Source organism: Dyella kyungheensis, from assembly GCF_049913195.1.
Taxonomy (GTDB): domain Bacteria; phylum Pseudomonadota; class Gammaproteobacteria; order Xanthomonadales; family Rhodanobacteraceae; genus Dyella; species Dyella kyungheensis.
In genome coordinates, this window is record NZ_CP183983.1 from 1 (window position 1) to 22,307 (window position 22,307).

At 63.2% G+C, this 22,307-nt stretch carries 16 protein-coding genes; 12 read left to right on the top strand and 4 right to left on the bottom strand.

Going from position 1 to position 22,307, the window contains the following annotated elements; all coding sequences use genetic code 11:
- The 9 genes from dnaA to ACN9MB_RS00045 all read left to right on the top strand — a co-directional run bounded on the left by dnaA (position 1) and on the right by ACN9MB_RS00045 (position 10,469).
- On the top strand, positions 1-1,347 hold the full coding sequence (dnaA, locus tag ACN9MB_RS00005) for a chromosomal replication initiator protein DnaA (protein WP_204634809.1): 1,347 nt from the start codon (positions 1-3) through the stop codon (positions 1,345-1,347).
- Between the two features lie 251 nt (positions 1,348-1,598).
- Positions 1,599-2,699 carry a DNA polymerase III subunit beta gene (gene dnaN, locus ACN9MB_RS00010; protein WP_426270338.1) on the top strand — a complete coding sequence of 367 codons (1,101 nt, stop codon included), beginning with the start codon at positions 1,599-1,601 and terminating at the stop codon, positions 2,697-2,699.
- A 96-nt stretch (positions 2,700-2,795) separates the two neighbouring features.
- A complete protein-coding gene (recF, locus tag ACN9MB_RS00015; RefSeq protein ID WP_426270339.1) occupies positions 2,796-3,875 on the top strand; it encodes a DNA replication/repair protein RecF in 1,080 nt (359 codons plus the stop codon).
- Between the two features lie 75 nt (positions 3,876-3,950).
- The gene (gyrB, locus tag ACN9MB_RS00020; RefSeq protein ID WP_204634812.1) at positions 3,951-6,365 is read left to right on the top strand and encodes a DNA topoisomerase (ATP-hydrolyzing) subunit B; all 2,415 of its coding nucleotides are present in this window, start codon (positions 3,951-3,953) and stop codon (positions 6,363-6,365) included.
- Between the two features lie 313 nt (positions 6,366-6,678).
- Positions 6,679-7,968, top strand: coding sequence for a tetratricopeptide repeat protein (locus ACN9MB_RS00025; RefSeq protein WP_204634813.1), 1,290 nt, complete (start codon positions 6,679-6,681; stop codon positions 7,966-7,968).
- A gap of 312 nt (positions 7,969-8,280) precedes the next feature.
- Positions 8,281-8,826 carry an energy transducer TonB gene (locus ACN9MB_RS00030; RefSeq protein WP_425490766.1) on the top strand — a complete coding sequence of 182 codons (546 nt, stop codon included), beginning with the start codon at positions 8,281-8,283 and terminating at the stop codon, positions 8,824-8,826.
- Between the two features lie 49 nt (positions 8,827-8,875).
- Positions 8,876-9,622 (top strand): MotA/TolQ/ExbB proton channel family protein, encoded by a 747-nt coding sequence (locus ACN9MB_RS00035; protein WP_046972825.1) that lies wholly within the window; start codon positions 8,876-8,878, stop codon positions 9,620-9,622.
- Between the two features lie 11 nt (positions 9,623-9,633).
- Positions 9,634-10,047 carry an ExbD/TolR family protein gene (locus tag ACN9MB_RS00040; RefSeq protein WP_204634815.1) on the top strand — a complete coding sequence of 138 codons (414 nt, stop codon included), beginning with the start codon at positions 9,634-9,636 and terminating at the stop codon, positions 10,045-10,047.
- A 5-nt stretch (positions 10,048-10,052) separates the two neighbouring features.
- Positions 10,053-10,469 (top strand): ExbD/TolR family protein, encoded by a 417-nt coding sequence (locus ACN9MB_RS00045; protein ID WP_204634816.1) that lies wholly within the window; start codon positions 10,053-10,055, stop codon positions 10,467-10,469.
- A 183-nt stretch (positions 10,470-10,652) separates the two neighbouring features.
- Here the strand turns inward: ACN9MB_RS00045 and ACN9MB_RS00050 are convergent, their stop codons facing one another.
- Together ACN9MB_RS00050 and ACN9MB_RS00055 are read right to left on the bottom strand one after the other, a co-directional pair.
- Complete coding sequence (locus ACN9MB_RS00050) at positions 10,653-11,396, bottom strand: pyridoxine 5'-phosphate synthase (RefSeq protein WP_204634817.1); 744 nt, start codon at positions 11,394-11,396, stop codon at positions 10,653-10,655.
- Positions 11,397-11,468: 72 nt separating this feature from the next.
- Positions 11,469-12,110, bottom strand: coding sequence for a 4'-phosphopantetheinyl transferase family protein (locus ACN9MB_RS00055; protein WP_426270340.1), 642 nt, complete (start codon positions 12,108-12,110; stop codon positions 11,469-11,471).
- A gap of 114 nt (positions 12,111-12,224) precedes the next feature.
- On the opposite strand from ACN9MB_RS00055, the gene ACN9MB_RS00060 reads away from it, so the two are divergent.
- Positions 12,225-15,692, top strand: coding sequence for a hybrid sensor histidine kinase/response regulator (locus ACN9MB_RS00060; RefSeq protein ID WP_426270341.1), 3,468 nt, complete (start codon positions 12,225-12,227; stop codon positions 15,690-15,692).
- A 285-nt stretch (positions 15,693-15,977) separates the two neighbouring features.
- Here ACN9MB_RS00060 and ACN9MB_RS00065 read toward each other — a convergent pair whose 3' ends face one another.
- Complete coding sequence (locus tag ACN9MB_RS00065; RefSeq protein ID WP_204634821.1) at positions 15,978-16,652, bottom strand: response regulator transcription factor; 675 nt, start codon at positions 16,650-16,652, stop codon at positions 15,978-15,980.
- A gap of 169 nt (positions 16,653-16,821) precedes the next feature.
- Positions 16,822-18,762: an acetate--CoA ligase gene (acs, locus tag ACN9MB_RS00070; RefSeq protein ID WP_426270342.1), complete on the bottom strand. Its 1,941-nt coding sequence runs from the start codon at positions 18,760-18,762 to the stop codon at positions 16,822-16,824.
- Positions 18,763-18,970: 208 nt separating this feature from the next.
- On the opposite strand from acs, the gene ACN9MB_RS00075 reads away from it, so the two are divergent.
- Together ACN9MB_RS00075 and ACN9MB_RS00080 are read left to right on the top strand one after the other, a co-directional pair.
- A complete protein-coding gene (locus tag ACN9MB_RS00075; RefSeq protein ID WP_426270343.1) occupies positions 18,971-20,479 on the top strand; it encodes a hypothetical protein in 1,509 nt (502 codons plus the stop codon).
- Positions 20,480-20,605: 126 nt separating this feature from the next.
- Positions 20,606-22,264 carry an MFS transporter gene (locus ACN9MB_RS00080; RefSeq protein WP_426270344.1) on the top strand — a complete coding sequence of 553 codons (1,659 nt, stop codon included), beginning with the start codon at positions 20,606-20,608 and terminating at the stop codon, positions 22,262-22,264.
- The last annotated feature ends 43 nt before the right edge of the window (positions 22,265-22,307 follow it).

A 22,307-nucleotide genomic window follows, 5' to 3' on the forward strand; every position in this document is an offset into this window, starting at 1 on the left:
ATGAGTGACCTGTGGCGGCGCTGTCTCGAGCGCCTCGAGGGCGAATTGAACGCCGAAGACCTGCATACGTGGCTGATGCCCCTGCAGGCACGCGACGACACCCATGGTTTGCAGTTGTTTGCGCCCAATCCGTACACACTGGAAACCGTGCGCGAGCGCTACCTGGCGCGCATCGAAACGGTGATCAGCCAGCTGACCGGCCATGAGCTGACGGTCCGCCTCGAGGTGGGCTCCAGTTCGCCGCGCGCCACGGCGAGCGGCAAGGTGGCCGCGCCGGCGCCGGTGAAGGTGGCGCCCACGGTGATCGAAGCGCCGGCGCCGACCTTCAACCACAACCTGGACCCGCACTACACCTTCGAAACCTTTGTCGAAGGCAAGTCGAACCAGCTGGGCAAGGCGGCCGCCATGCAGGTGGCCATGAACCCGGGCCGCGCCTACAACCCGTTGCTGCTGTACGGCGGCACCGGTCTCGGCAAAACGCACTTGATGCACGCCTCGGGCAACCTGATGCGCGAGCGCAACCCCGATTTCAAGGTGCTGTACCTGCGCTCGGAGCAGTTCGTCGGCTCCATGATCGAGGCGCTGCGCACCAAGAGCATGGACGAGTTCAAGCGCCGCTTCCGCTCGGTGGATGCGCTGCTGATCGACGACATCCAGTTCTTCGCCGGCAAGGACACCACGCAGGAAGAGTTCTTCCATACCTTCAATGCGTTGTTCGAATCCAAGCAGCAGATCATCCTCACCTGCGACCGCTATCCGAAGGAAGTGGACAAGCTCGAGCCGCGCCTGAAATCGCGCCTGGGCTGGGGTCTTTCGGTGGCGATCGAGCCGCCGGACTTCGAGACACGCGCCGCGATCCTGCTGTCCAAAGCCCACGACAAGGGCGTGGCGGTGAGCGAGAACGTGGCGATGCTGCTGGCCAAGCGCATCCGCTCCAACGTGCGCGACCTCGAAGGCGCGCTCAACACGTTGGCGGCGCGGGCGAACTTCTACGGCAAGCCGATCACCATCGACTTTGCCGAAGAGACCCTGCGCGACCTGCTCGCCACCCACGCGCAAGCGGTGACGGTGCCGAACATCCAGAAGATCGTGGCCGACTACTACCAGGTGCGCCTGCAGGATCTGCTGTCCAAGCGTCGCGTGCGTTCGCTGGCCCGCCCGCGCCAGATTGCGATGGCGCTATCCAAGGAGCTGACCGAGCACAGCCTGCCGGAGATCGGCGAGGCGTTCGGCGGCCGCGACCACACCACGGTGCTGCACGCCTGCCGCACCATCAAGAAGCATTGCGAGACCGACACACGCATGCGGCAGGATTGGGAACAGCTCATCCGCATCCTCACCGGCTGATCGATCGGGGCGGCCGTGCACGGATCGCTTGAAAAGTACGGTGGCAACCTGTGGATAATAGGTGGACGATTTGGACTGGAAAGTTATCCACAATTGGCCCACAGTCTTCCGGCACTTGGGAACACAATGTGATAATCAGCTAAATCACTGATTATCTTGGGTAATTTCAGATTTTTGAGTTATCCACGGCCCCTACCACCACTACAGAACTTCTTTTAAAAACAGAAAAGCAGGATTGGGGAAGCGCATACATGCAATTCAGCATTCAACGAGAAGCTCTGCTCAAACCGTTGCAGCAGGTCGTTGGCGTCGTCGAACGCCGACAGACACTGCCGGTTTTGGCCAACCTGCTGGTAAAGGTCGCCGACGGCAAAGTGTCGATGACCGGCACGGATCTCGAAGTGGAAATGATCGCCACCACGGCAGCCGACAAGCTGGTCGACGGTGAGATCACCATTCCTGCGCGCAAGCTGTTCGACATCGTTCGTGCGCTGCCCGATGGCGCCCAGATCGAGTTGAAGCTCAACGGCGATCGCGTGGCCATGAATGCAGGACGGAGCCGGTTCACCCTGGCTACGCTGCCGGCGACCGAATTCCCGACCATCGATGAAATAGAGCTGGTTGAGCGGGTAGCGCTACCGGAAGAAGTTCTGCGCGACCTGATGGAGCGCACGGCTTTCGCCATGGCCAATCAGGACGTGCGCTACTACTTGAACGGCATGTTGCTGGACCTGCAGGAGCACACGCTGCGCTGCGTGGCTACCGACGGCCACCGCCTGGCGCTCAAGGAAACGAAGCTGGAAAGCAAGGTTTCCGTGCGTCGCCAGATCATCATTCCGCGCAAGGGCGTGAACGAGCTGATCGGTTTGTTCGAGACAGGCGGTGGCGAGGTCGAGCTTGAGTTCGGTCGCAATCACCTGCGCGTTCGCCGTGGCGATGTGGTGTTCACGTCCAAGCTGATCGACGGCCGTTTCCCGGATTACGAAGCGGTGATCCCGCTGGGTGCCGACAAGCACGCCACGCTCGATCGCGAAGTGCTTCGTGGAGCCCTGCAGCGCGCGGCGATTCTTTCCAACGAAAAGTACCGCGGCGTGAAGCTGGAACTGTCGCCGGGCAAGCTGCGCATCGTGGCCCACAACCCGGAGCAGGAAGAGGCCGTGGAAGAGCTGGAAGCTGAGACGGTGGTTTCCGATCTGGCTGTCGGCTTCAACGTTGGTTACCTGCTCGATGCGTTGGCGGCCTTGCGCGGCGAGCGTGCCCGCTTGAACCTGCGCGACGCCCAGTCGAGCTGCCTGGTGCAGGAAGACGACAATGACCAGGCGCGCCACGTGATCATGCCACTTCGTCTCTGATGGCTATCATTCGTTTGCCTGAAACGGGCAAGCAGAACGCGAACGCCGGAGCCGTCGAAAGACGCTCCGGCGTTCTTGCTTCGGAGACTTGCTGAGATGCGGCTGGAAAGCCTGCGCATCCGGGGTTTGCGCTGCCTGGAAGACGTGGTGGTGCCTTTGCAGCCCGGCGTCAGCGTATTCGCCGGCGCAAACGGGGCAGGGAAGACCAGCATTCTCGAGGCTGCCTTCCTGCTGTCGCACGCCCGTTCCTTCCGTTCCGGGGCCAAGGACGCCCTGTTGCAGCGTGGTGCCGACGCTTTGTCTGTGTTTGCCGAGCTGAGGCATGAGGACGGCCAAGTTCGCCGCCTTGGCCTGGGTCGCCAGGGCGCTCGTTGGGAAGCCCGCATGGATGGCGAATCCGTCAGCCTGAGTGAGCTGGTGGGGGAGTGCGCTGTCGTTTGCTTCGAGCCCGGGTCCCATGCCTTGATCGCGGGAGGCGCGGAAGAACGCCGCCGCTACCTGGATTGGGGCGTGTTCCACGTGGAACATGAGTTCATCGGGGCATGGCGGCGCTACCAGCGCGCCCTCAAGCAGCGAAACTCGCTCCTAAGGGCGACATCCACGGTTCCCGAGGCGCTCTTCTTGCCCTGGGAGGCTGAACTGGATACGACGGCAGCCGTCATCGATCGTCTCCGCGCCCTGTACTTGGCAACCCTTCGACCCCATATAGAACAGGCGATGGCGGGTTTGCTGCCCGAGCTGGGGGCCGTGGAGATGAAGTACCGCCGGGGTTGGGCGGATGACGCCGACTTGGGGGAGCTTCTGGCCAGTCAGCGCCCCAGAGACCTGGCTCGGGGCCACACGACGATGGGTTCGCACCGGGCGGATTGGCAGATCGCCTTCGAACACGCGCCACAACGCGAACATTTGTCGCGAGGGCAGGAAAAGTTGACGGCTCTGGGGTGTGTACTGGCGCAAGCCGCCCTTTACGCCGAGAGGCGGGGCGAATGGCCGATTGTCTGCCTGGACGATCTGGCTTCCGAGCTCGACCGGCCTCACCAGGCCGCCGTGGTCGAGCAGCTGAGGTCAGCTGGTGCGCAGGTCTTTGTCACCGGAACCGAGGTTCCTGAAGCGCTCCAGGCCGGTCCAGCGCAAGTGTTCCACGTGGAACAGGGAAGTATCAGCCCCCTGCTATAATCACCCGATTGTGTCCCCAGCCCGGCCTCTAGGCGCCGTCCGGGCGGGAAAAGGCGCCCAGGAAACGGTCGACGAATGAACGCATCCTACGATTCGAGCAACATCAAGGTTCTGAAAGGTCTGGAAGCGGTGCGCAAGCGCCCCGGCATGTACATCGGCGATACCGATGACGGCACCGGCCTGCATCACATGGTGTTCGAAGTCGTCGACAACTCGATCGACGAAGCCCTCGCCGGCTACTGCGACCATGTGACGGTCACGATCCTCGATGATGGCTCGGTCAGCGTTACAGACAACGGCCGTGGCATCCCCGTCGATACCCACCCGGAAGAAGGCCGGTCCACCGCGGAAGTGGTGATGACCGTGCTGCACGCGGGCGGCAAGTTCGACGCCAATTCCTACAAGGTTTCCGGCGGCCTGCACGGCGTGGGCGTGTCCGTGGTGAATGCGCTCAGCTCGCACTTGTGGCTGACCATCTACCGCGAGGGCAAGGAGTACCAGCAGGAATACGCCCATGGCGAGCCGCTGTACCCGATCAAGCCGGTCGGCGATTCCAGCAAGACCGGCACCACCGTGCGCTTCCTGCCCAGCACCGGCACGTTCACCAATGTCGAGTTCCATTACGACATCCTGGCCAAGCGCCTGCGTGAGCTGGCGTTCCTCAATTCGGGCGTCACCATCGACCTGAAGGATGAGCGTGGCGAAGGGCGCAGCGATCGTTTCGCCTATGAGGGGGGTATCCGTTCGTTCGTGCAGCACCTGGCCCAGCTCAAGACCGCGCTGCACCCGAACGTGATCAGCCTCAGCGCCCAGCAGGACGGGATCTCGGTGGAATTGGCGATGCAGTGGACCGACTCCTACCAGGAGACGATGTTCTGCTTCACCAACAACATCCCGCAGCGCGACGGCGGCACCCACCTTACGGGCTTCCGCGCCGCGCTGACGCGCTCGCTGCAGGGTTACATCGAGAAGGAAGGACTGGCCAAGAACGCCAAGGTCGCGCTGTCCGGCGACGACATGCGCGAAGGCCTGATCGCCGTGCTCTCGGTGAAGGTGCCTGACCCGAAGTTCTCCTCGCAGACCAAGGACAAGCTGGTTTCCTCCGAGGTGAAGACCGCGGTGGAGCAGGCCGTCAACGAAAAGCTGGGCGAATTCCTGCTGGAACACCCGAGCGAAGCCAAGGCCATCGCGTCCAAGGTGGTCGATGCCGCGCGTGCCCGCGAGGCCGCCCGCAAGGCGCGCGAGATGACTCGCCGCAAGGGCGCCCTGGATATCGCCGGCCTGCCGGGCAAGCTGGCCGACTGCCAGGAGAAGGATCCGGCGTTGTGCGAACTGTTCCTGGTCGAGGGTGACTCCGCAGGCGGTTCCGCCAAGCAGGGCCGCAACCGCAAGACCCAGGCCGTGCTGCCGTTGAAGGGCAAGATCCTCAACGTGGAGAAGGCCCGCTTCGACAAGATGCTGGCCTCGGCCGAAGTCGGCACGCTGATCACCGCGCTCGGCACGGGCATCGGCAAGGAGGAGTACAACCCGGACAAGCTGCGCTACCACCGCATCGTCATCATGACCGACGCGGACGTGGACGGCTCGCACATCCGCACACTGCTGCTCACGTTCTTCTATCGCCAGATGCCGGAGCTGATCGAGCGCGGTCACATCTACATCGGCCTGCCGCCGCTCTACAAGATCAAGCAGGGCAAGCAGGAGCTGTATCTGAAGGACGACGCGGCCCTCAACGCCTACCTGGTTTCCAGCGCCCTGGATGGCGCCGAGCTGCAGTATTCGGCCGATGCGCCGGGCGTCTCCGGCGAAGCCCTGGAGAAGCTGCTGCGCGACTACCAGGCGGCGCTCGACCAGATCGAACGCCTCGGCCACCGCTTCGATGTCGCCATGTTCCGGGCGATGCTCGAGCACACCCCGATGGAACCGGCGCTGTGGAACGATGCCAGCGCCATGCAGGCCTGGCTGGCCGGCGTGGAATTGCGCCTCGCTGCCAGCGGCCTGGGCAAGCCTCGCTACCGCCTGGCCCTGCGCCCGGCGGTGGGTGAGCAGCCCGCCGCGATCGAAGTGGTGCGCGACCAGCATGGCCTCAGCCACACCTGGCTGTTGCCGCAGCCGTTCTTCAGCGGCGCGGAATTCCGCCCGATCCTGCAGGCCAGCCAGCAGCTCGCCGGTCTGGTGCAGGCCGACGCGGTGGTTCGCCGAGGCAACGGTTCGCGTGGCGTACTGAGCTTCGCCGATGCGCGCCACTGGCTGCTGGAAGAGGGCAAGAAGGGCCGCATGATCCAGCGCTTCAAGGGCCTGGGCGAAATGAATCCGGAACAGCTGTGGGAAACCACCGTGAACCCGGAAACCCGCCGCATGCTGCAGGTGGGCATCGAGGATGCCTTCGCCGCGGACCAGATGTTCTCCATGCTGATGGGCGAGGCGGTGGAACCGCGTCGCGACTTCATCGAAGCCAATGCACTGAAGGTCGCCAACCTCGACGTCTGACGACCCGGGCCGAGGCGATGCGAGCCGTCTTCGCATCGCCTCGGCCTTTTCTTTTCACAGCGTGTACTAATGCATTAGTACATTGGCTAAAGTCGGCGAAGGCTGATGCCGATAGCGTGTTTCCAGGCCTAAAAGTCATAGGCGAGAGCGAGCTTGCGCCTCGAAATCATGTCCAGTCGTCGGCGTATGGTTCAACTTATTGATTTTTAACAATCTTTGTTGTCGCGCTGCGACTTGTTATCTGGCGCCTAGTCAGGGTACGCTCAGCGATCCCCCGCGTCCTAGTTACGTGAAACCTACATTGAGGACTGCCATGAAGCGTGTTCCCCTGATCAAGTTGCTTGTCGGATCGGCGCTGGCCCTGGCCGTGGTGAGCACCCCGGTCATCGCGAGCGATAGCTCTTCCAAAGACAAGAAGGAAGTGCAGTACCCGAATGCGACGCGCAAGGAACCGAAGCTCGACCTGACCAGCGAGAAGGATCAGAAGGCCATCAACGAAGGCCTCGACGCGGTCAACAACCAGGACAAGGAAAAGGCGGTCCAGCTGCTTCAGCCGATCGTCGACAACAGCAAGAGCAAGTACGCACAGGCGCTGGCCCTGCAGGGCCTGGCGAGCGTGCATTACAACGACGGCGACGTGAAGGGCGGCATCGACCTGCTCAAGAAGGCGCTCGACAACGGCGTGATGCCGAACGACACCTTCTTCTCGCTGGAATACATGCTCGCCCAGTTCTACCTGGCCGACGAGCAGTACCAGCAGAGCATCGACACCATCGAGAAGTGGCGTGCGGAAGGGAAGAAGGAAACCGCCGAATCGTACGGTCTCGAAGGCAACGCCTATTACCGTCTCCAGAAGTACCCGGAAGCGATTGCCGCGATCAAGAAGGCGCAGTCGATGACCGACAAGCCGAACGACGGCTGGAACCAGATCCTGATGGCCAGCTACTCCGAGTCCGGCCAGGGCGACCAGGCCGCCCAGGTGGCGCAGCAGCAGCTTGCCGCCAACCCGAACGATCCGAATGCGCTGAACAACGCCGTGTCCGTGCTGATGCAGGCGCAGAAGTATCCGGAAGCGATTGCCCTGATGGAGAAGGCGCGTGCCGGCGGTCAGCTCAAGACCGAGAAGGACTACATCCTCCTCGCCAAGCTGTACCTGATCTCGGGCCAGCAGAGCAGCGAGCAGAAGGAACCGGCGACCAAGGCGCTCGCGGTGCTTCAGGAAGGTTTCGGCAAGAACGTGATCACCGCGACGGCTGAGAACTACCAGCTGCTCGGTGCGGCCAACATCATGTCCGAGAACATGTCGGGCGCGCTGGCGGCCTACCAGAAAGCCATCCCGCTCGCGAAGGACGGCGAAGCCAACATCCGCGCTGGTCAGTTGCTCATTCAGGACAACAAGTACAGCGAGGCCAAGGGCGTCATCCAGCAGGGCATCGACAAGGGCGTGCAGAAGAAGGGCACAGCCTATCTGTTGCTCGCCCAGGCGTGCATCGGCCTGAAAGACCAAAAGGGCGCGACTGCGGCCATGGAGAAAGCGGCGCAGGACCCTGAAACTGCAGCAAAAGCCAAGGCTTGGCTGAAGTCGCCGACCGTAAGCAAGTAAGTGGTGATGTGTAGCATTTGCGAAGCAGATAGACGTCCATTTGCATGCTTCACAAGTGCTATACAAATGCCATGTGCTGTTGTACCGTTGAAACCCTTCCGTGTTCCCGTCCAGTGGCAAATGTCATCCGTTTGGATCGATTTGCCGCAGGGTTTCGTGACCACGTCTCACCGATCAATTAGCTCCAGATAGTGACAGATGGCCTCAAGTAACGATGCAACCGGCCAAGGGCCGTTCAATTGGAGGCGTACCTGGGCGCTGGCCGTAGCCATTGCGCTTCATGCGTTCGCGTTCCTGTTGCTGGTGGCGCCCATGGCACCGCCGAAGCAGGTACAGAAAGAAAAAGAACGCACGGTCCAGGTCAACTTTATCGAGCCTCCGCCGCCGCCACCGCCACCGCCGCCGCCGCCGCCGGAGCCGCCGAAGCAGCCGCCGCCGAAGATCATTCAGCAGGTTAAGCCGCCGCCGACACCGCCGCCGCCGGCTCCGCCGCCGGCTGTGGAAGAGCGTTCGGCAAACGCCGTAGCTGCGCAACCGCCTGCTCCGCCTGCTCCTCCGGCTCCGCCAGCGGATATCACTGCAAGTCAGGACGTCAGCTATAACAGCCGTATCCAGCCCAAGTATCCGCCGCAGGCTATCCGTCAGCGTCACGAGGGCACGGTCACGCTGATGATTCTGGTCGCGGTGGATGGAACGCCGAAGGACATCAAGGTCGAAGCGAGCAGCGGGTATCGCGAGCTGGATCAGGCTGCGATTGAAACGGCACGCAAGTGGCGCTTCAATCCGCAGACGAAGAACGGACAAAAGGTGGAAGCTTTCGTCCGCGTGCCTGTCAATTTCAATCTCAATCAGCTGTAACTTCGGTTACGGTCAATCAGTTCACGCTTGACTTTCCAAGGGTAGCGTTATGTTCCTGCAAACTTCTCCGGCCCCCGCGGGCGGTACCACCAACGCCGAAGCCATGAAGTCGATGGGCTTCGATCACCTTATCCACAACTTCGATCCGCTTGGCTGGATCGTGTTCGTGGTGCTGGTGGTGATGTCCTTCTCTTCCTGGTACTTCATTGTCGCCAACGCCATCCGCAACTCCATGGTTCGCGGCCGCGCTGACAAAGTCATCAACGGCTTCTGGGCCAATGGCTCCACTCAGGACGCCATTCGCGAACTCGAAGCCCAGCCCAAGGGCGAACCGTTCTCGAAGATCGCTCTCGACGCCGCTTCGGCCGTCGCGCATCACCAGCAGGCTTCGGCCGGTGGTGGTCGCCTCGCCGAGTCGCTGAGCCGCTCCGAGTTCATCGATCGCGCCCTGCGCCAGGCCGTGGCTCGCGAGAGCCTGCGTCTGGAAGGCGGCCTGACCCTGCTCGCCACGGTCGGTTCGTCGGCACCGTTCATCGGTCTGCTTGGTACCGTGTGGGGCATCTACCACGCGCTGATCAAGATCTCCGCGTCGGGCAATGCTTCGATGGAAGCCGTGGCCGGTCCGGTGGGTGAAGCTCTGATCATGACCGCCTTCGGTCTGTTCACCGCTATCCCGGCCGTGCTCGCCTACAACTTCTTCAACCGCTCCAACCGTCTGACGTACGCCCAGTTCGACGAGTTTGCGCACGATCTGCACGACTTCTTCGCCACCGGCGCTCGCGTCGAAGGCAAGTGAGGATCTGACCCATGGCAATGAGTACCGGAGGCGATTCCGGCGGCCCGATGTCGGAGATCAACGTTACGCCGCTCGTCGACGTAATGCTGGTGCTGCTGATCATCTTCATGATCACCGCGCCGCTGATGTCCCATCGAATCACCGTCGATCTGCCGACTGCTAATCCGAAAGTTCCGGATACCGAGCAGGTGACGCCGATGGACTTGGCCGTGAAGCCTGATGGCACGCTGTATCTCGATGACGTCGAAGTTACCGAGGCGGAACTGAAAGCCCAGTTTGCGGTGAAGGCGACGCTGACGCCGCAGCCTGAGCTTCAGATCCGCGCGGACAAGACCACGGAATACAAGATCGTGAAGAAGGTCCTCGCGGACGCCAAGGAAGCAGGCATGGTGCATGTCGGCTTCATGACGACCGGCAAGGAGTAAGGGTCATGGCATTCAGTTCTGGAAGTGGTAAGGGGCCGATGGCTGACATCAACGTCACGCCGCTGGTCGACGTGATGCTGGTGCTGCTGATCATCTTCATGATCACGGCGCCGATGCTTACCCATAAAGTGAAGATCGACCTGCCGCAGCCCAATCCGAACGTGGTTCAGCCGGAAAATCCGCCGGAACCCGTCCGCCTGAAGATCGACCAGTCCGGTGCGCTGTACTGGAACGATACGCCGGTGGATGAGCTGGGCCTCAAGGCGCAGCTCGCGGTGATCGGTGGTCTGGGCGATCCGGCCAAGCAGCCGGAAGTGCAGATCAACGCGGATGACGGCGTGGCTTACGAGCATGTCGCTCGTGTGCTGTCCGATGCGAAGAGCTACGGGCTCACCAAGATCGGCTTTACCGAAGGTCAGTAATTTCAGTAGTACCGCAAGGCATTACCGTAACACTACCCTTTGAGCCCCCGCCTTGTGCGGGGGTTCTTTTTTTGGGCTTCGGAAAAGTGCCCGCCAGAAGTGCAGGCGTCTTGCGCGGCAAAGGCGCTTAGCCGTATGGACGGCTAAACGCGCGATGCGCAAAGCGAAGGCCTCGCCGAGGCCTCAGCGCAGGATCTGCAGGTAGTTTCGCACCGTGGTGGCCATGCCTTCGTACAAGGCCTCGCCGATGAGTGCGTGCCCGATGGATACTTCCGCCAGTCCCGGAATGGCGGCCTTGAACGTACCCAGGTTCGCCTGGCTCAGGTCGTGCCCCGCATTGACCGCCAGGCCGGCGTATTGCGCGCGCCGCGCCGTATCGGCGCAACGCTCGAGTTCTTCCTGCACGCGCCCTTCTTCAAACGCCTGGGCATAGGGACCGGTATAGATCTCGATGCGCTGGACGCCGATGGCGACGGCCGCTTCAAAACCGGTCGCACCGGAATCCACGAACAGGCTCACCCGGCAACCGATGTCGCGCAGGGCGGCCACCAGTGGCTTCAGCGTGTCGATGTCGCGCGTCAGGTCAAAGCCGTGGTCGGAGGTGATCTGGCCATCGCCATCCGGTACCAGCGTCACCTGCGTGGGTTTCGTCTCACGCGCCAGTTCGATCAGGCCGGGATAACTGCCGCGCGCACCGGCAAACGGGTTGCCTTCGATGTTGTATTCGACGCGGCCGCGCGTGATGGCGGCCAATGCACGCACATCGTCGGGACGGATATGCCGCTGATCGGGGCGCGGATGGACGGTGATGCCACCGCAACCGGCATCGATGCAGGTATGCGCGGCGCGAAGAATGTCCGGTTCGCTGCCGCCGCGCGAATTGCGCAGCACGGCGATCTTGTTGACGTTGACGCTAAGCAGGGTCATAGATTGGCTAATACGCGCTGAGAAGGCGTAGCAAAGCGCCGCGATGACGGCGGGTTGAACACATTGCCCCGTTCAATCCGTACCGGCAAGTGTCCACTGACGTATGCGACGCGGCAGGCCCTGCCATGCCAGCGTGCCGACGTGGGCGTCGTCCAGGATCAGGCGATGCAGCTGCCATTGCTCGGCTTCGTAGCCCTCCAGCCGGTGCAGCACGGGAAGATCGGACGGCCCGGCAATGCTCAGGCGATGCAGACCGAACGCCAGGCCGCGTCCCAGCGCCTTCAGCACGGCTTCCTTGGCGGTCCACAGCTCGAGGAATGCGCGATCGCGCTGGTCGGCGGGGAGCGCCTCCAGCGCGGCCGTCTCGTCCGGACTGAAATATCGCCGGGCGATAGGTATCGCCTTCGGATGCGGACGCAGCCGTTCCAGGTCGATTCCGGGCAGCGCGCCGCGCGCGATCGCAATCAACGCCTGGTCGTGGCTATGCGACCAATTGAACGAAAACGCTTCACTCTGGCTGCCCGCCAGGGCGGGACGGCCGAACTCGGCCGCCTCCAGCAGCACTTCATCCGCCGGCAGGCCCAGATAGGCACCGAGCATGGCGAGCAGCGGTGCACGCCCCTGGTGATGGTCGTAGGCGAGCCGCCAGACGTGGATGTCCTCGCCCAGCTCCGCCGCCAAAGCAGTCGGCGTCTGGCCGTCAGTCGTTATCATCCGCGCATGTTGCCGCCCAAGAGGCGATACTTACAAGCATGGCGGATGCAGTGGACTGGCGCGCACCGCCGATCGCGGCCACCGTAGGCATGCCTACACGTCGGAGGGCACCGCTTGATTGCCGGATGGCTACTGCTGCTGGTTTCACTGCTGTACGTCGGACTGCTGTTCGTCGTCGCCTATGCGGGCGATCGCCGGCCGCTCTATCCGCGCCAGCCTCGGCTGCGCCCGCTGGTCTATAGCCTTGCGCTTGCCGTGTACTGCTCGTCGTGGACGTTCTACGGTGCAGTAGGTACGGCCGCACGCGAAGGCCTGAGCTATCTGCCGATCTATCTCGGCCCGATCCTGCTGTTCGTGTTCGGCTTCGGCCTGCTGCGCCGGCTGGTGCTGCTTGCGCGCCAGCGCAACATCACTTCGATCGCCGACTTCATCGGTGCCCGCTTCGGCAAATCGCACGGACTGGCTGCGCTGGTGGCGGTGATCGCGGTGATCGCCGTGGTGCCGTACCTCGCCCTGCAGTTCAAGGCCGTGGCGATGTCGTATGCCGTGCTCGGCAGCCCGTCGCCGCCCGGCACCTCGCAGTTCAGCGATAGCGCATTGTGGTGCGCCATCCTGCTGGCGACGTTCTCGATCCTGTTCGGCACGCGCACCATCGATGCGACCGAGCATCATCACGGCATGATGCTCGCCATCGCGGTGGAGTCGCTGATCAAGCTCGTGGTATTCATCGTGTTGGCGGGTTACGCGCTGTGGCGCGGCCCCGGTCTCGCCGTGACCGCGCAATTGCCGGTCAATGAACTGACCGAAGGCGTCTCGCCCGGCTTCCTCGCGCAGACCCTGCTCGCGTTCTGCGCGATGTTCTGCCTGCCGCGCCAATTCCAGATCGGCGTGGTGGAATGCGAAGACCCGGCCGATGTGTCGCGTGCGCGCTGGTTGTTCCCGATCTACATGGTGATCGTGAGCCTCGCCGTGCTGCCCATCGTGGCCGCGGGCTTGCACCTGCCGCAACTGCAGGGCGGCAACAAGGACGCTTGGGTACTTACGCTGCCGATGGCATACGGCGATCGCGGCATGGCCCTGCTCGCCTTCATCGGCGGTTTTTCCGCTGCGACCGGCATGGTGATCGTGGCCTGCGTGGCGCTGTCCACGATGATCAGCAATGACATCGTGATGCCGATGCTCTTGCGCATCCACGCGTTCAAGCTCGAACAACGCGCGGACCTCTCGCAGCTGGTGCTGCTCGTAAGACGCATCGCCATCATAGCGCTCGCCGCGATGGCCTACGTCTACTATCGGGTGGCGGCGGACAGCACCAACCTGGCAGCCACGGGTTTGCTCGCCTTCGCCGCGGTGGCGCAGTTTGCGCCGGGCATCGTAGCCGCGCTGTACTGGCGAGGTGCCAGCCGCAAGGGTGTTGCCACGGGTCTGGCCGCGGGCTTCCTGGTGTGGGCCTATACCATGTTGCTGCCAGGCATGAACCGCACGGCCGACTGGCTGGACACCGGCCCGATGCAGCTGAGCTGGCTGCAGCCGCAAGCGCTGTTCCACCTGAGCGGTTGGGACCCGGTGATGCACGGCACGTTCTGGTCGCTGCTGGTGAATGTGTCGTGCCTCATCTTCGTCTCGTTGCGCTTTCGTCCCAACCTGGAAGAGCGCCTGCACGCGGCGATGTTCATCGATCCCTATGCGATCGACAGCCGCGGTGCCGGCGACTGGCGCGGTCGCGTTGCGGTGGCGGACCTTCGCACCATTGCCGAACGCATCGTGGGCGAACGCAGCAGCCAGCGCGCGTTCGAGGACTATGCCGAGCGTCGCGGCAAACCGCTGCAACCGACCGAAGCGGCCGATCGCGCGCTGATCCAGTACACCGAACGCTTGCTCGCCTCGGCTGTGGGCGCCGCCAGTGCGCGCCGCATCCTGATGGGTGCGCTGTCCGGCTCGGGCCTGGACATCGCCGAAGCCATGGCGTTGATGGACGAGGCCTCGCAGGAGCTGCGCTTCAATCGCGAACTGCTGTCGACGACGCTGGAGAACGTGTCGCAAGGCATCAGCGTGGTCGATGCCAACATGCGCCTGGTGGCGTGGAATCGCCGCTACCTGGAGTTGTTCGATTATCCGGACGGCATGGTCTATGTCGGCGTGCCCGTGGCGGACCTGATCCGCTGGAATGCGGATCATGGCGAACTCGGGCCCGGTGAAGTCGAGGCACACGTGACCAAGCGCATCGCGCACATGCATGCCGGTTCGCCGCATGTATTCCAACGCATCCGCCCCGACGGCTCGGTGATCGAAATGCGTGGCCGCGCGCTGCCGGGTGGCGGCTACGTGACCACCTATACCGACGTGACGGCGTACAAGAATGCCGAGCAGGCGCTGATCGAAGCGAACGAGAACCTGGAGCAGCGCGTCGACCAGCGCACGTCGGAATTGAGCGAAGCGCTCAACTCTGCCGCGCACGCACGTCGCGAAGCGGAAATGGCCAATGCGTCAAAGACACGCTTCCTGGCTGCAGCAAGCCACGACTTGCTGCAGCCCTTGAATGCGGCGCGCTTGTTCACGGCGGCGTTGCGTCAACATCCCGGGCTCGATGGTGAAGCAAGCCTGCTGGCGGAACGTATCGATGCGTCGTTCCGCGCGGCGGAAGACCTGCTCGATGCGTTGCTGGATACGTCGCGCCTCGATGCCGGCAGCTACCGCGCCGACATCAGCAATGTCGCACTGTCGGACTTGTTCGAATCGCTGATGGCGCAGTTTGCCGTGATCGCGCAACAGCGCGGATTACGGTTGCGCGTGGTGCCCACGAAACTCGCCGTGCGCAGCGATCCGCAGTTGCTGCGCCGCGTGCTGCAGAACTTCATTTCCAACGCACTTCGCTACACCCGCGAGGGTGGCGTGCTGCTCGGTGCACGCCGGATGGGCGACGAGGTTCGCCTCGAAGTGTGGGATACGGGGCCCGGCATCGCCGCGGAACAACGCGCACGCATCTTCGGCGAATTCCAGCGGCTGGATCGACCGTCACCCTGGGGCGAGAAGGGATTAGGCCTCGGCCTCTCGATCTGCGAGCGCATTGCCGGGATCCTCAATCACAAGCTGGAGCTGGTTTCGCGCGAGGCCAAGGGAAGCCGTTTCGCGATACGCGTGCCGCGCGCGGAGAGCGCCGTACCGAGGCGCCGTGCAAATGTCCATCCGGTGTCGAACGAACAGTTGCCGCTCACGGTGTTGTGCCTGGACAACGACACGGCGATCCTCGACGGCATGTGCGCGTTGCTGCGGCGCTGGGGTGTGGATTGCCGCACGGCCATCGATGTGGCGCAGGCGGAGCAGGAGTTGCGGCGCGGTGGCGTGGACTTGATCCTTGCCGATTACCATCTCACCGATGATATGGATGGCCTGCAGGCGCTGGAAGCGTTGCGCAGTGTGCTGGGCGAATTGCCGCCGATTGCTATGATTACCGCGGACGGCAGCAGTGAGTTGAAGCAGCGGGCGCGCGTGTTGGGGTATCCGATCTTGCATAAGCCGGTCAGGCCGGCGGCGCTGAGGGCATTGTTGAGTGCGCTTGTGCGCCGGCAGACAACGGCCTGAATTTCTTTTGCTCGTCATACCGGCACAGGCCGGAAGCGCTTTTCAGCGGCCGAAGGCTGGTCATCCAGCTGCGATGCGCTGAACGTCGCCTGCTGCGCATCGCTTGTTGTCAGCGCGCTGAATTCATCCTTGCGCTTTCCTTGTGGGAGCGCCCTTGGGCGCGACAGTCACGCTGGGATGTGTCGCTTCGTCGGCTTGTCGCGCACAAGTGCGCTCCCACAGTAGCTCGTCACCCCGATGCGACCCACCCACTGTTCGAAGCGCGCCGTCGCTGCCGGAGGCGTTTTAGCTCTCTTCATCCGCCGGCAACGACGGCATCGCTTCCTGGTCGATGGCCAGATGACTGGCGGCGAGCGCAACTTGCGTGCGGTTGTTCACCCCGAGCTTGCGCATGATGGCCGTCATGTGCGCCTTGACGGTGGCTTCCGAGACGCCCAGGTCATAGGCAATCTGCTTGTTGAGCAGGCCTTCGGCAATCATGGTGAGCACGCGGAATTGCTGCGGAGTCAGGGTGGCGATGCGATGGGCCACGGCTGCCTCGTCGGGCTTAAGGGACACGCCGCCACCGACCAGTTGGTGCGGCAGCCACACATCGCCATCGAGCACTTTGCGGATGGCGGTGATGATGTCTTCGCCGGGCGTCGACTTGGGAATATAAGCCGAGGCGCCGTGCGCGAGCGCGCGGCGCGCCACCTGCACGTCTTCGTGGCCCGAGACAACGATGGTCGGCAAGCCCGGGAACTGACCGCGGATATGCGCCAGCGCCGAATAGCCACGCGCGCCCGGCATGTGCAGATCGAGCAGCAGCAGTTCGGCATCCGGGTACTGCTCGATCAAGCCGAGCAGGGAATACACGCTGTCCGCGCTGTGCACGCTGGCATCGGGAATGGCAGCGACCACGGCGCGTTGCAGCGCGTCGCGGAACAGCGGGTGATCGTCGGCGATCAATACATCGGGCATTGGAGAGTCAGTTAGTAGTGAATAGTGAATGGTGAATAGAGAGGGCCGCGCGAGGTAAGACGTGATGCCGTGTCCCTGCCGGCGATCCGTCCAACAAAGCAGGAGATCCGAGAAATGGAGAACATCCAACAAAGCGATCTATTCACCATTCACCCTTTTCCATTTACTGCTATTTGATCAGTCGCTCGTCCACCAGATTCTTCACCACGCCTGGATCGGCCAGCGTGGAAATATCGCCGAGCTGGTCGGGCTGGTTCTCGCCGATCTTGCGCAGGATGCGGCGCATGATCTTGCCCGAACGGGTCTTGGGCAGGCCCGGCGCCCACTGCAGGAAATCGGGCGTGGCGATGGGGCCGATTTCCTTGCGCACCCAGGCCACCAGTTCCTTGCGCAGTTCGTCGCTGCCTTGTTCGCCGGCAATCAGCGTGACAAAGGCGTAGATGCCCTGGCCCTTGATGTCGTGCGGCGCGCCCACGACGGCAGCTTCCGCCACCTTGGGATGCGCCACCAGCGCGCTCTCCACTTCAGCGGTGCCGATGCGGTGGCCGCTGACGTTGATCACGTCGTCGACGCGGCCGGTGATCCAGTAGTAACCGTCCTCGTCGCGACGCACGCCGTCGCCGGTGAAGTAGTTGCCGGGATAGGCGCTGAAGTAGGTGTCGATGAAACGTTGGTGATCGCCGTACACCGTGCGCATCTGGCCGGGCCACGAATCGGTGATGACCAGGTTGCCTTCGGTGGCGCCTTCCAGCACGCCGCCGCCCGCATCGACGATGGCGGGCTTGATGCCGAAGAACGGCAGCGTGGCCGAACCGGGTTTCTCGTCGATGGCGCCGGCCAGCGGCGTGATCAGGATGCCGCCGGTTTCGGTCTGCCACCAGGTGTCCACGATCGGGCAGCGCTCGTCGCCCACCACGCGGTAGTACCACTCCCACGCTTCCGGATTGATCGGCTCGCCCACCGAGCCGAGCAAACGCAGCGAGGCGCGCGAGGCCTTCTTCACCGGGCCTTCGCCTTCGCGCATCAATGCGCGGATGGCCGTGGGCGCGGTGTAGAACAGCGTGACCTTGTGCTTGTCCACCACGTTCCAGAAGCGGCTGGTGTCCGGGTAGTTCGGCACGCCGTCGAACATCACCGTGGTGGCGCCGTTGGCGAGCGGACCGTACACCACATAGCTGTGGCCGGTGACCCAGCCCACGTCGGCGGTGCACCAGTAGACGTCGTCTTCGCGCAGGTCGAACACCAGCTCATGCGTGTAGCTCGCATACACCAGGTAACCGCCCGAGGTGTGCAGCACACCCTTCGGCTTGCCGGTGGAGCCGGAGGTGTAAAGGATGAACAGCGGGTGCTCCGCTTCCACCGGCGTCGGCGGGCAGTCGGCGGACTGGCCTTCCATCAGCGTGTGGTAGTAGCGGTCGCGCGGCGACTGCATCGGCACGGCGCTGCCGGTACGACGCACCACGATCACCGTCTCCACGCTGTTGGTGCCAGGACGTTCCAGCGCGGCATCCACGTTGGTCTTCAGGGGGATCTTCTTGCCGCCGCGCACGCCTTCGTCGGCAGTGACCACGACCTTGCAGGTGGAGTCGGCGATGCGGCCGGCCAGCGAATCGGGCGAGAAGCCGCCGAACACCACCGAATGCACGGCGCCGATACGTGCGCACGCCAGCATGGCCACCGCCGCCTCGGGGATCATCGGCATATAGATGGCCACGCGATCGCCCTTGGCCACGCCAAGATGCTTGAGCGTGTTGGCGAACTTGCACACTTCGGCGTGGAGCTGCTTATAGGTGATGTGGCGGGACTCGTTGGGGTCGTCGCCCTCGAAGATGATCGCGGTCTTGTCGCCACGCTCGGCCAGGTGCCGATCCAGGCAGTTGGCCGACACGTTCAATTGGCCGTCTTCATACCACTGGATGTGCAGGTCCTTGGGATCGAACGACACGTTCTTGATCTTCGTGGGCGTCTTGATCCACTGCAGGCGCTGGCCGACCTTGCCCCAGAAAGCCTCCGGATCCTTCACCGACTCGGCGTAGAGCCGCTGGTAGTCGTCCTTGCGGATGCGTGCCTTGGCGGCGAAATCGGGCTTGACGGGGTAGAGCTTGGTCATCGTGGGGCTCCTGCGGCCGGCCCAGCCGGCCTCCTCATGCGTTGAATGTCGCCGACCCTCGGCGATAACGTGCGAGTGTAGCGGCTGGTCGGTGATCGAACCGTTTCGCCCGACTTTCGACTTTGGTCGAGGTTCGACCAATGGTGAATAGGCGTCCGCATTGCAGCATGGACATGCTCAGGCAGTCATCGACCTGGGGAGGCCTGCTATGACATTGCCCACCACCGCCCGCCGCCGTGGCCTGTTGGCTCTCAGCATTGCTTGTGCGCTGAGCCTGCCGCTGGCTGCCCACGCGCAGACCACGAGCAAGAGTTCCAAAGGCACGAGCCGGGAACAGCAGCTCGAGCAGCGAGTGAATCAGCTGGAACAGCAACTGGCCGAACTGAAGGCCATGATCCAGGAACAGAAGGCCGCCACCACGCAGGCCACCCAGACGGCCCAGCAGGCGCAGGTTGCGGCAACGCAGGCGCAGACCACGGCGCAGGCCACCTCCACCAAGGTGGAAGCGGCGCCCAAGCCGCAGTTCACCACGGCGCCCGGTTTGTCGGTGGCGTTGCACGGCTTCGTCAGTGCCACGGTGTTCGGCCAGGACCGGACCTTCATCAACTACGGCAATGGCCAGAACGCGGAAATCCCCGCGCCGCCCACCGCAGCGAACAAGGCGAACGGCTACACCGGATCGCTCAGCGGCGCCGACGTACGCAACACGCGCTTCTGGCTCGACTTCACCGGCGCCAAGTTGACCGAGAACTGGATTGGCAGCGGCCGCATCGAGATGGATTTCTTCGGCGGCAACAACGGCACCGGCGCCTACGCGCAGCAGCAGCCGGTTCCGCGCCTGCGCCAGGCCTATATGGACATCATCAATCCCACCTCCGGCACCACGGTACGCATCGGCCAGATGTGGGATCTGATGTTCCCGCTGGAAAACACGCCCACTTCGCTCTCGCACATCGCTTTTCCGTTGAGCTATGGCTCAGGCATCGTGGGTTGGCGCTATCCCGGCGTGATCGTGATGCAGGATCTCAACCACGGCACCGATGGCGTGAAGTGGCGCTTCGATGTGGCCGTGCTCGAAGGCAACTGGAGCGGCCCGCAGAACACCGCCGGCACCTCCACCATCAACTACCTCAACGGCGGCGCCGCGCACTTCAACCCGCAGGTGGAAGCGCGACTGCACGCGCAGGGCAAGGACTGGCTGGGCTACCTGACCGCGCATTACTCCGAGATCGACCTGCACGGTGTCGGCGACATCGCGCCCAAGCCGCCGCGCGACAAGCTGCAGAGCATCGGCTACGACCTGGGCGGCCAGTGGAAACCCGGACCGTGGACCTTCAAGGGCCTGGTCTACACCGGCAAGGCGCTGGGCGAAATCTTCGGTGCGATGTCGCAGTTCGGCAACATCAAGGAGTCGGGCGGGTTCGTGCAGGCCGGCTACAACTTCACGCCGAAGTGGAGCGTCAATGCGTTCTACGCAGCCGCGCGTCCCAACCGCGACGACGTGATGGCCTGGACTGCTCCAGGCACTGCGACGGCACCGGGCGTGGGTCTGCTACGCAACAACATGTCTGCCTTGAGCCTGCAATATGCCTCGGGTAACTACGAGCTGGGCGTGGAGTGGATCTACGACAACCTGCGCTATCAGGCGAAGAACTCGCTTTCGAGCCAGACGGTAAGCGGCAACCAGGTCAGCTTCAGCGGCATGTACAAGTTCTGAGCAAGCGCCGGTGGCAACGCGAAGGCGTTGCCACCGGCTGCATCAAGCGGCACGCGCCGCTGCAGCGGATCGCACCTGAAACCACATCCATCGATTCGATGGGGCGTCACAACTGAGGGCTACAACATGGCTACGACCGCCGTCGACACGCGGGGATCGCTCGACACCGGCCACCGCCGCGTCATCCTGGCTTCCAGCCTGGGCACCGTGTTCGAGTGGTATGACTTCTACCTCTACGGTTCGCTCGCCGCGCTCATCGGCAAGCATTTCTTCAGCGGGCTCAACGAAACCAGCCAATTCATCTTTGCCTTGCTCGCCTTCGCGGCCGGCTTCGCGGTGCGTCCGTTCGGTGCCATCGTGTTCGGTCGCCTGGGCGACATGATCGGCCGCAAATACACCTTCCTCATCACCATCATCATCATGGGCCTGTCGACCTTCCTGGTCGGCGTGCTGCCCAATTACTCGACCATCGGCGTGGCCGCGCCGGTGATCCTCATCACGCTGCGACTGTTGCAGGGCCTGGCGCTCGGCGGCGAATACGGCGGTGCGGCGACCTATGTGGCCGAGCATGCACCGCAAGGCAAGCGCGGCCTGTACACCAGCTTCATCCAGATCACCGCGACGTTCGGCCTGTTCCTCTCGCTGCTGGTCATCCTCGGTCTGCGCCTGTGGCTGGGCACCGAGGCGTTCGACGAATGGGGTTGGCGCATTCCGTTCGGCATCTCGCTGCTGCTGCTGATCGTGTCGGTGTACATCCGCCTGCAGCTGAGCGAGTCGCCGGTGTTCCAGCAGATGAAGGCCGAGGGCAAGCAGTCCAAGGCGCCGCTGACCGAAGCCTTCGGCCAATGGAAAAACCTCAAGCTGGTGATCCTCGCCCTGCTCGGCGCCACGGCCGGCCAGGCGGTGGTGTGGTACACGGGCCAGTTCTATGCGCTGTACTTCCTTACCCAGAGCCTGAAGATCGACGGCACCACGGCGAACCTGCTGATTGCCGCGGGCCTGGCCATCGGTACGCCGTTCTTCGTCTTGTTTGGATGGCTATCCGACCGCATTGGCCGCAAGACCATCGTGCTCGCCGGTTGCCTGCTGGCCGCGCTCACCTATTTCCCGATTTTCAAGGGACTCACCCACTTCGGCAATCCCGCCATCGAGGCCGCCGCGGCCACCTCGCCGGTGAAGGTGATCGCCGATCCCAACGGCTGCAGCTTCCAGTTCGATCCGGTGGGTAAGGCGAAATTCACCAGCTCGTGCGATGTGGCCAAGAGCGCGCTGGCGAAGAAGGGCATTCCGTATACCAACGTAGCGGCCGAGCCTGGCAGCATCGCCGAGATCAAGATCGGCGACCGCAGCATTTCCTCGTTCGTGGGAAGCTCGCTCGATGGCAAGGCGTTCGCCGACCAGAACAAGGCCTTCGGCGCGCAACTCACCGGAGCGCTCAAGGAGGCGGGCTATCCGGAGAAGGCCGATCCCGCGAAAAGCAACTATCCGATGCTGATCCTGCTGCTGGCCATCCTCGTGCTGTATGTGACCATGGTGTACGGACCCATCGCGGCGTGGCTGGTGGAAATGTTCCCCACCCGCATCCGCTACACCTCGATGAGCTTGCCGTATCACATCGGCAACGGCTGGTTCGGTGGTTTCGTGCCGACCATCGGCTTCATGCTGGTGGCGTGGAAGGGCGATATCTACTACGGCCTGTGGTATCCGATCATCGTGGCCGTGGCGACGTTCTTCATCGGCCTGTTGTTCTTGCGCGAAACCAAGGACGTCGATATCCGTTATTGATCCCGCGGCTCGCGAACAACAAAAAGGCGCGACGGGCAACCGC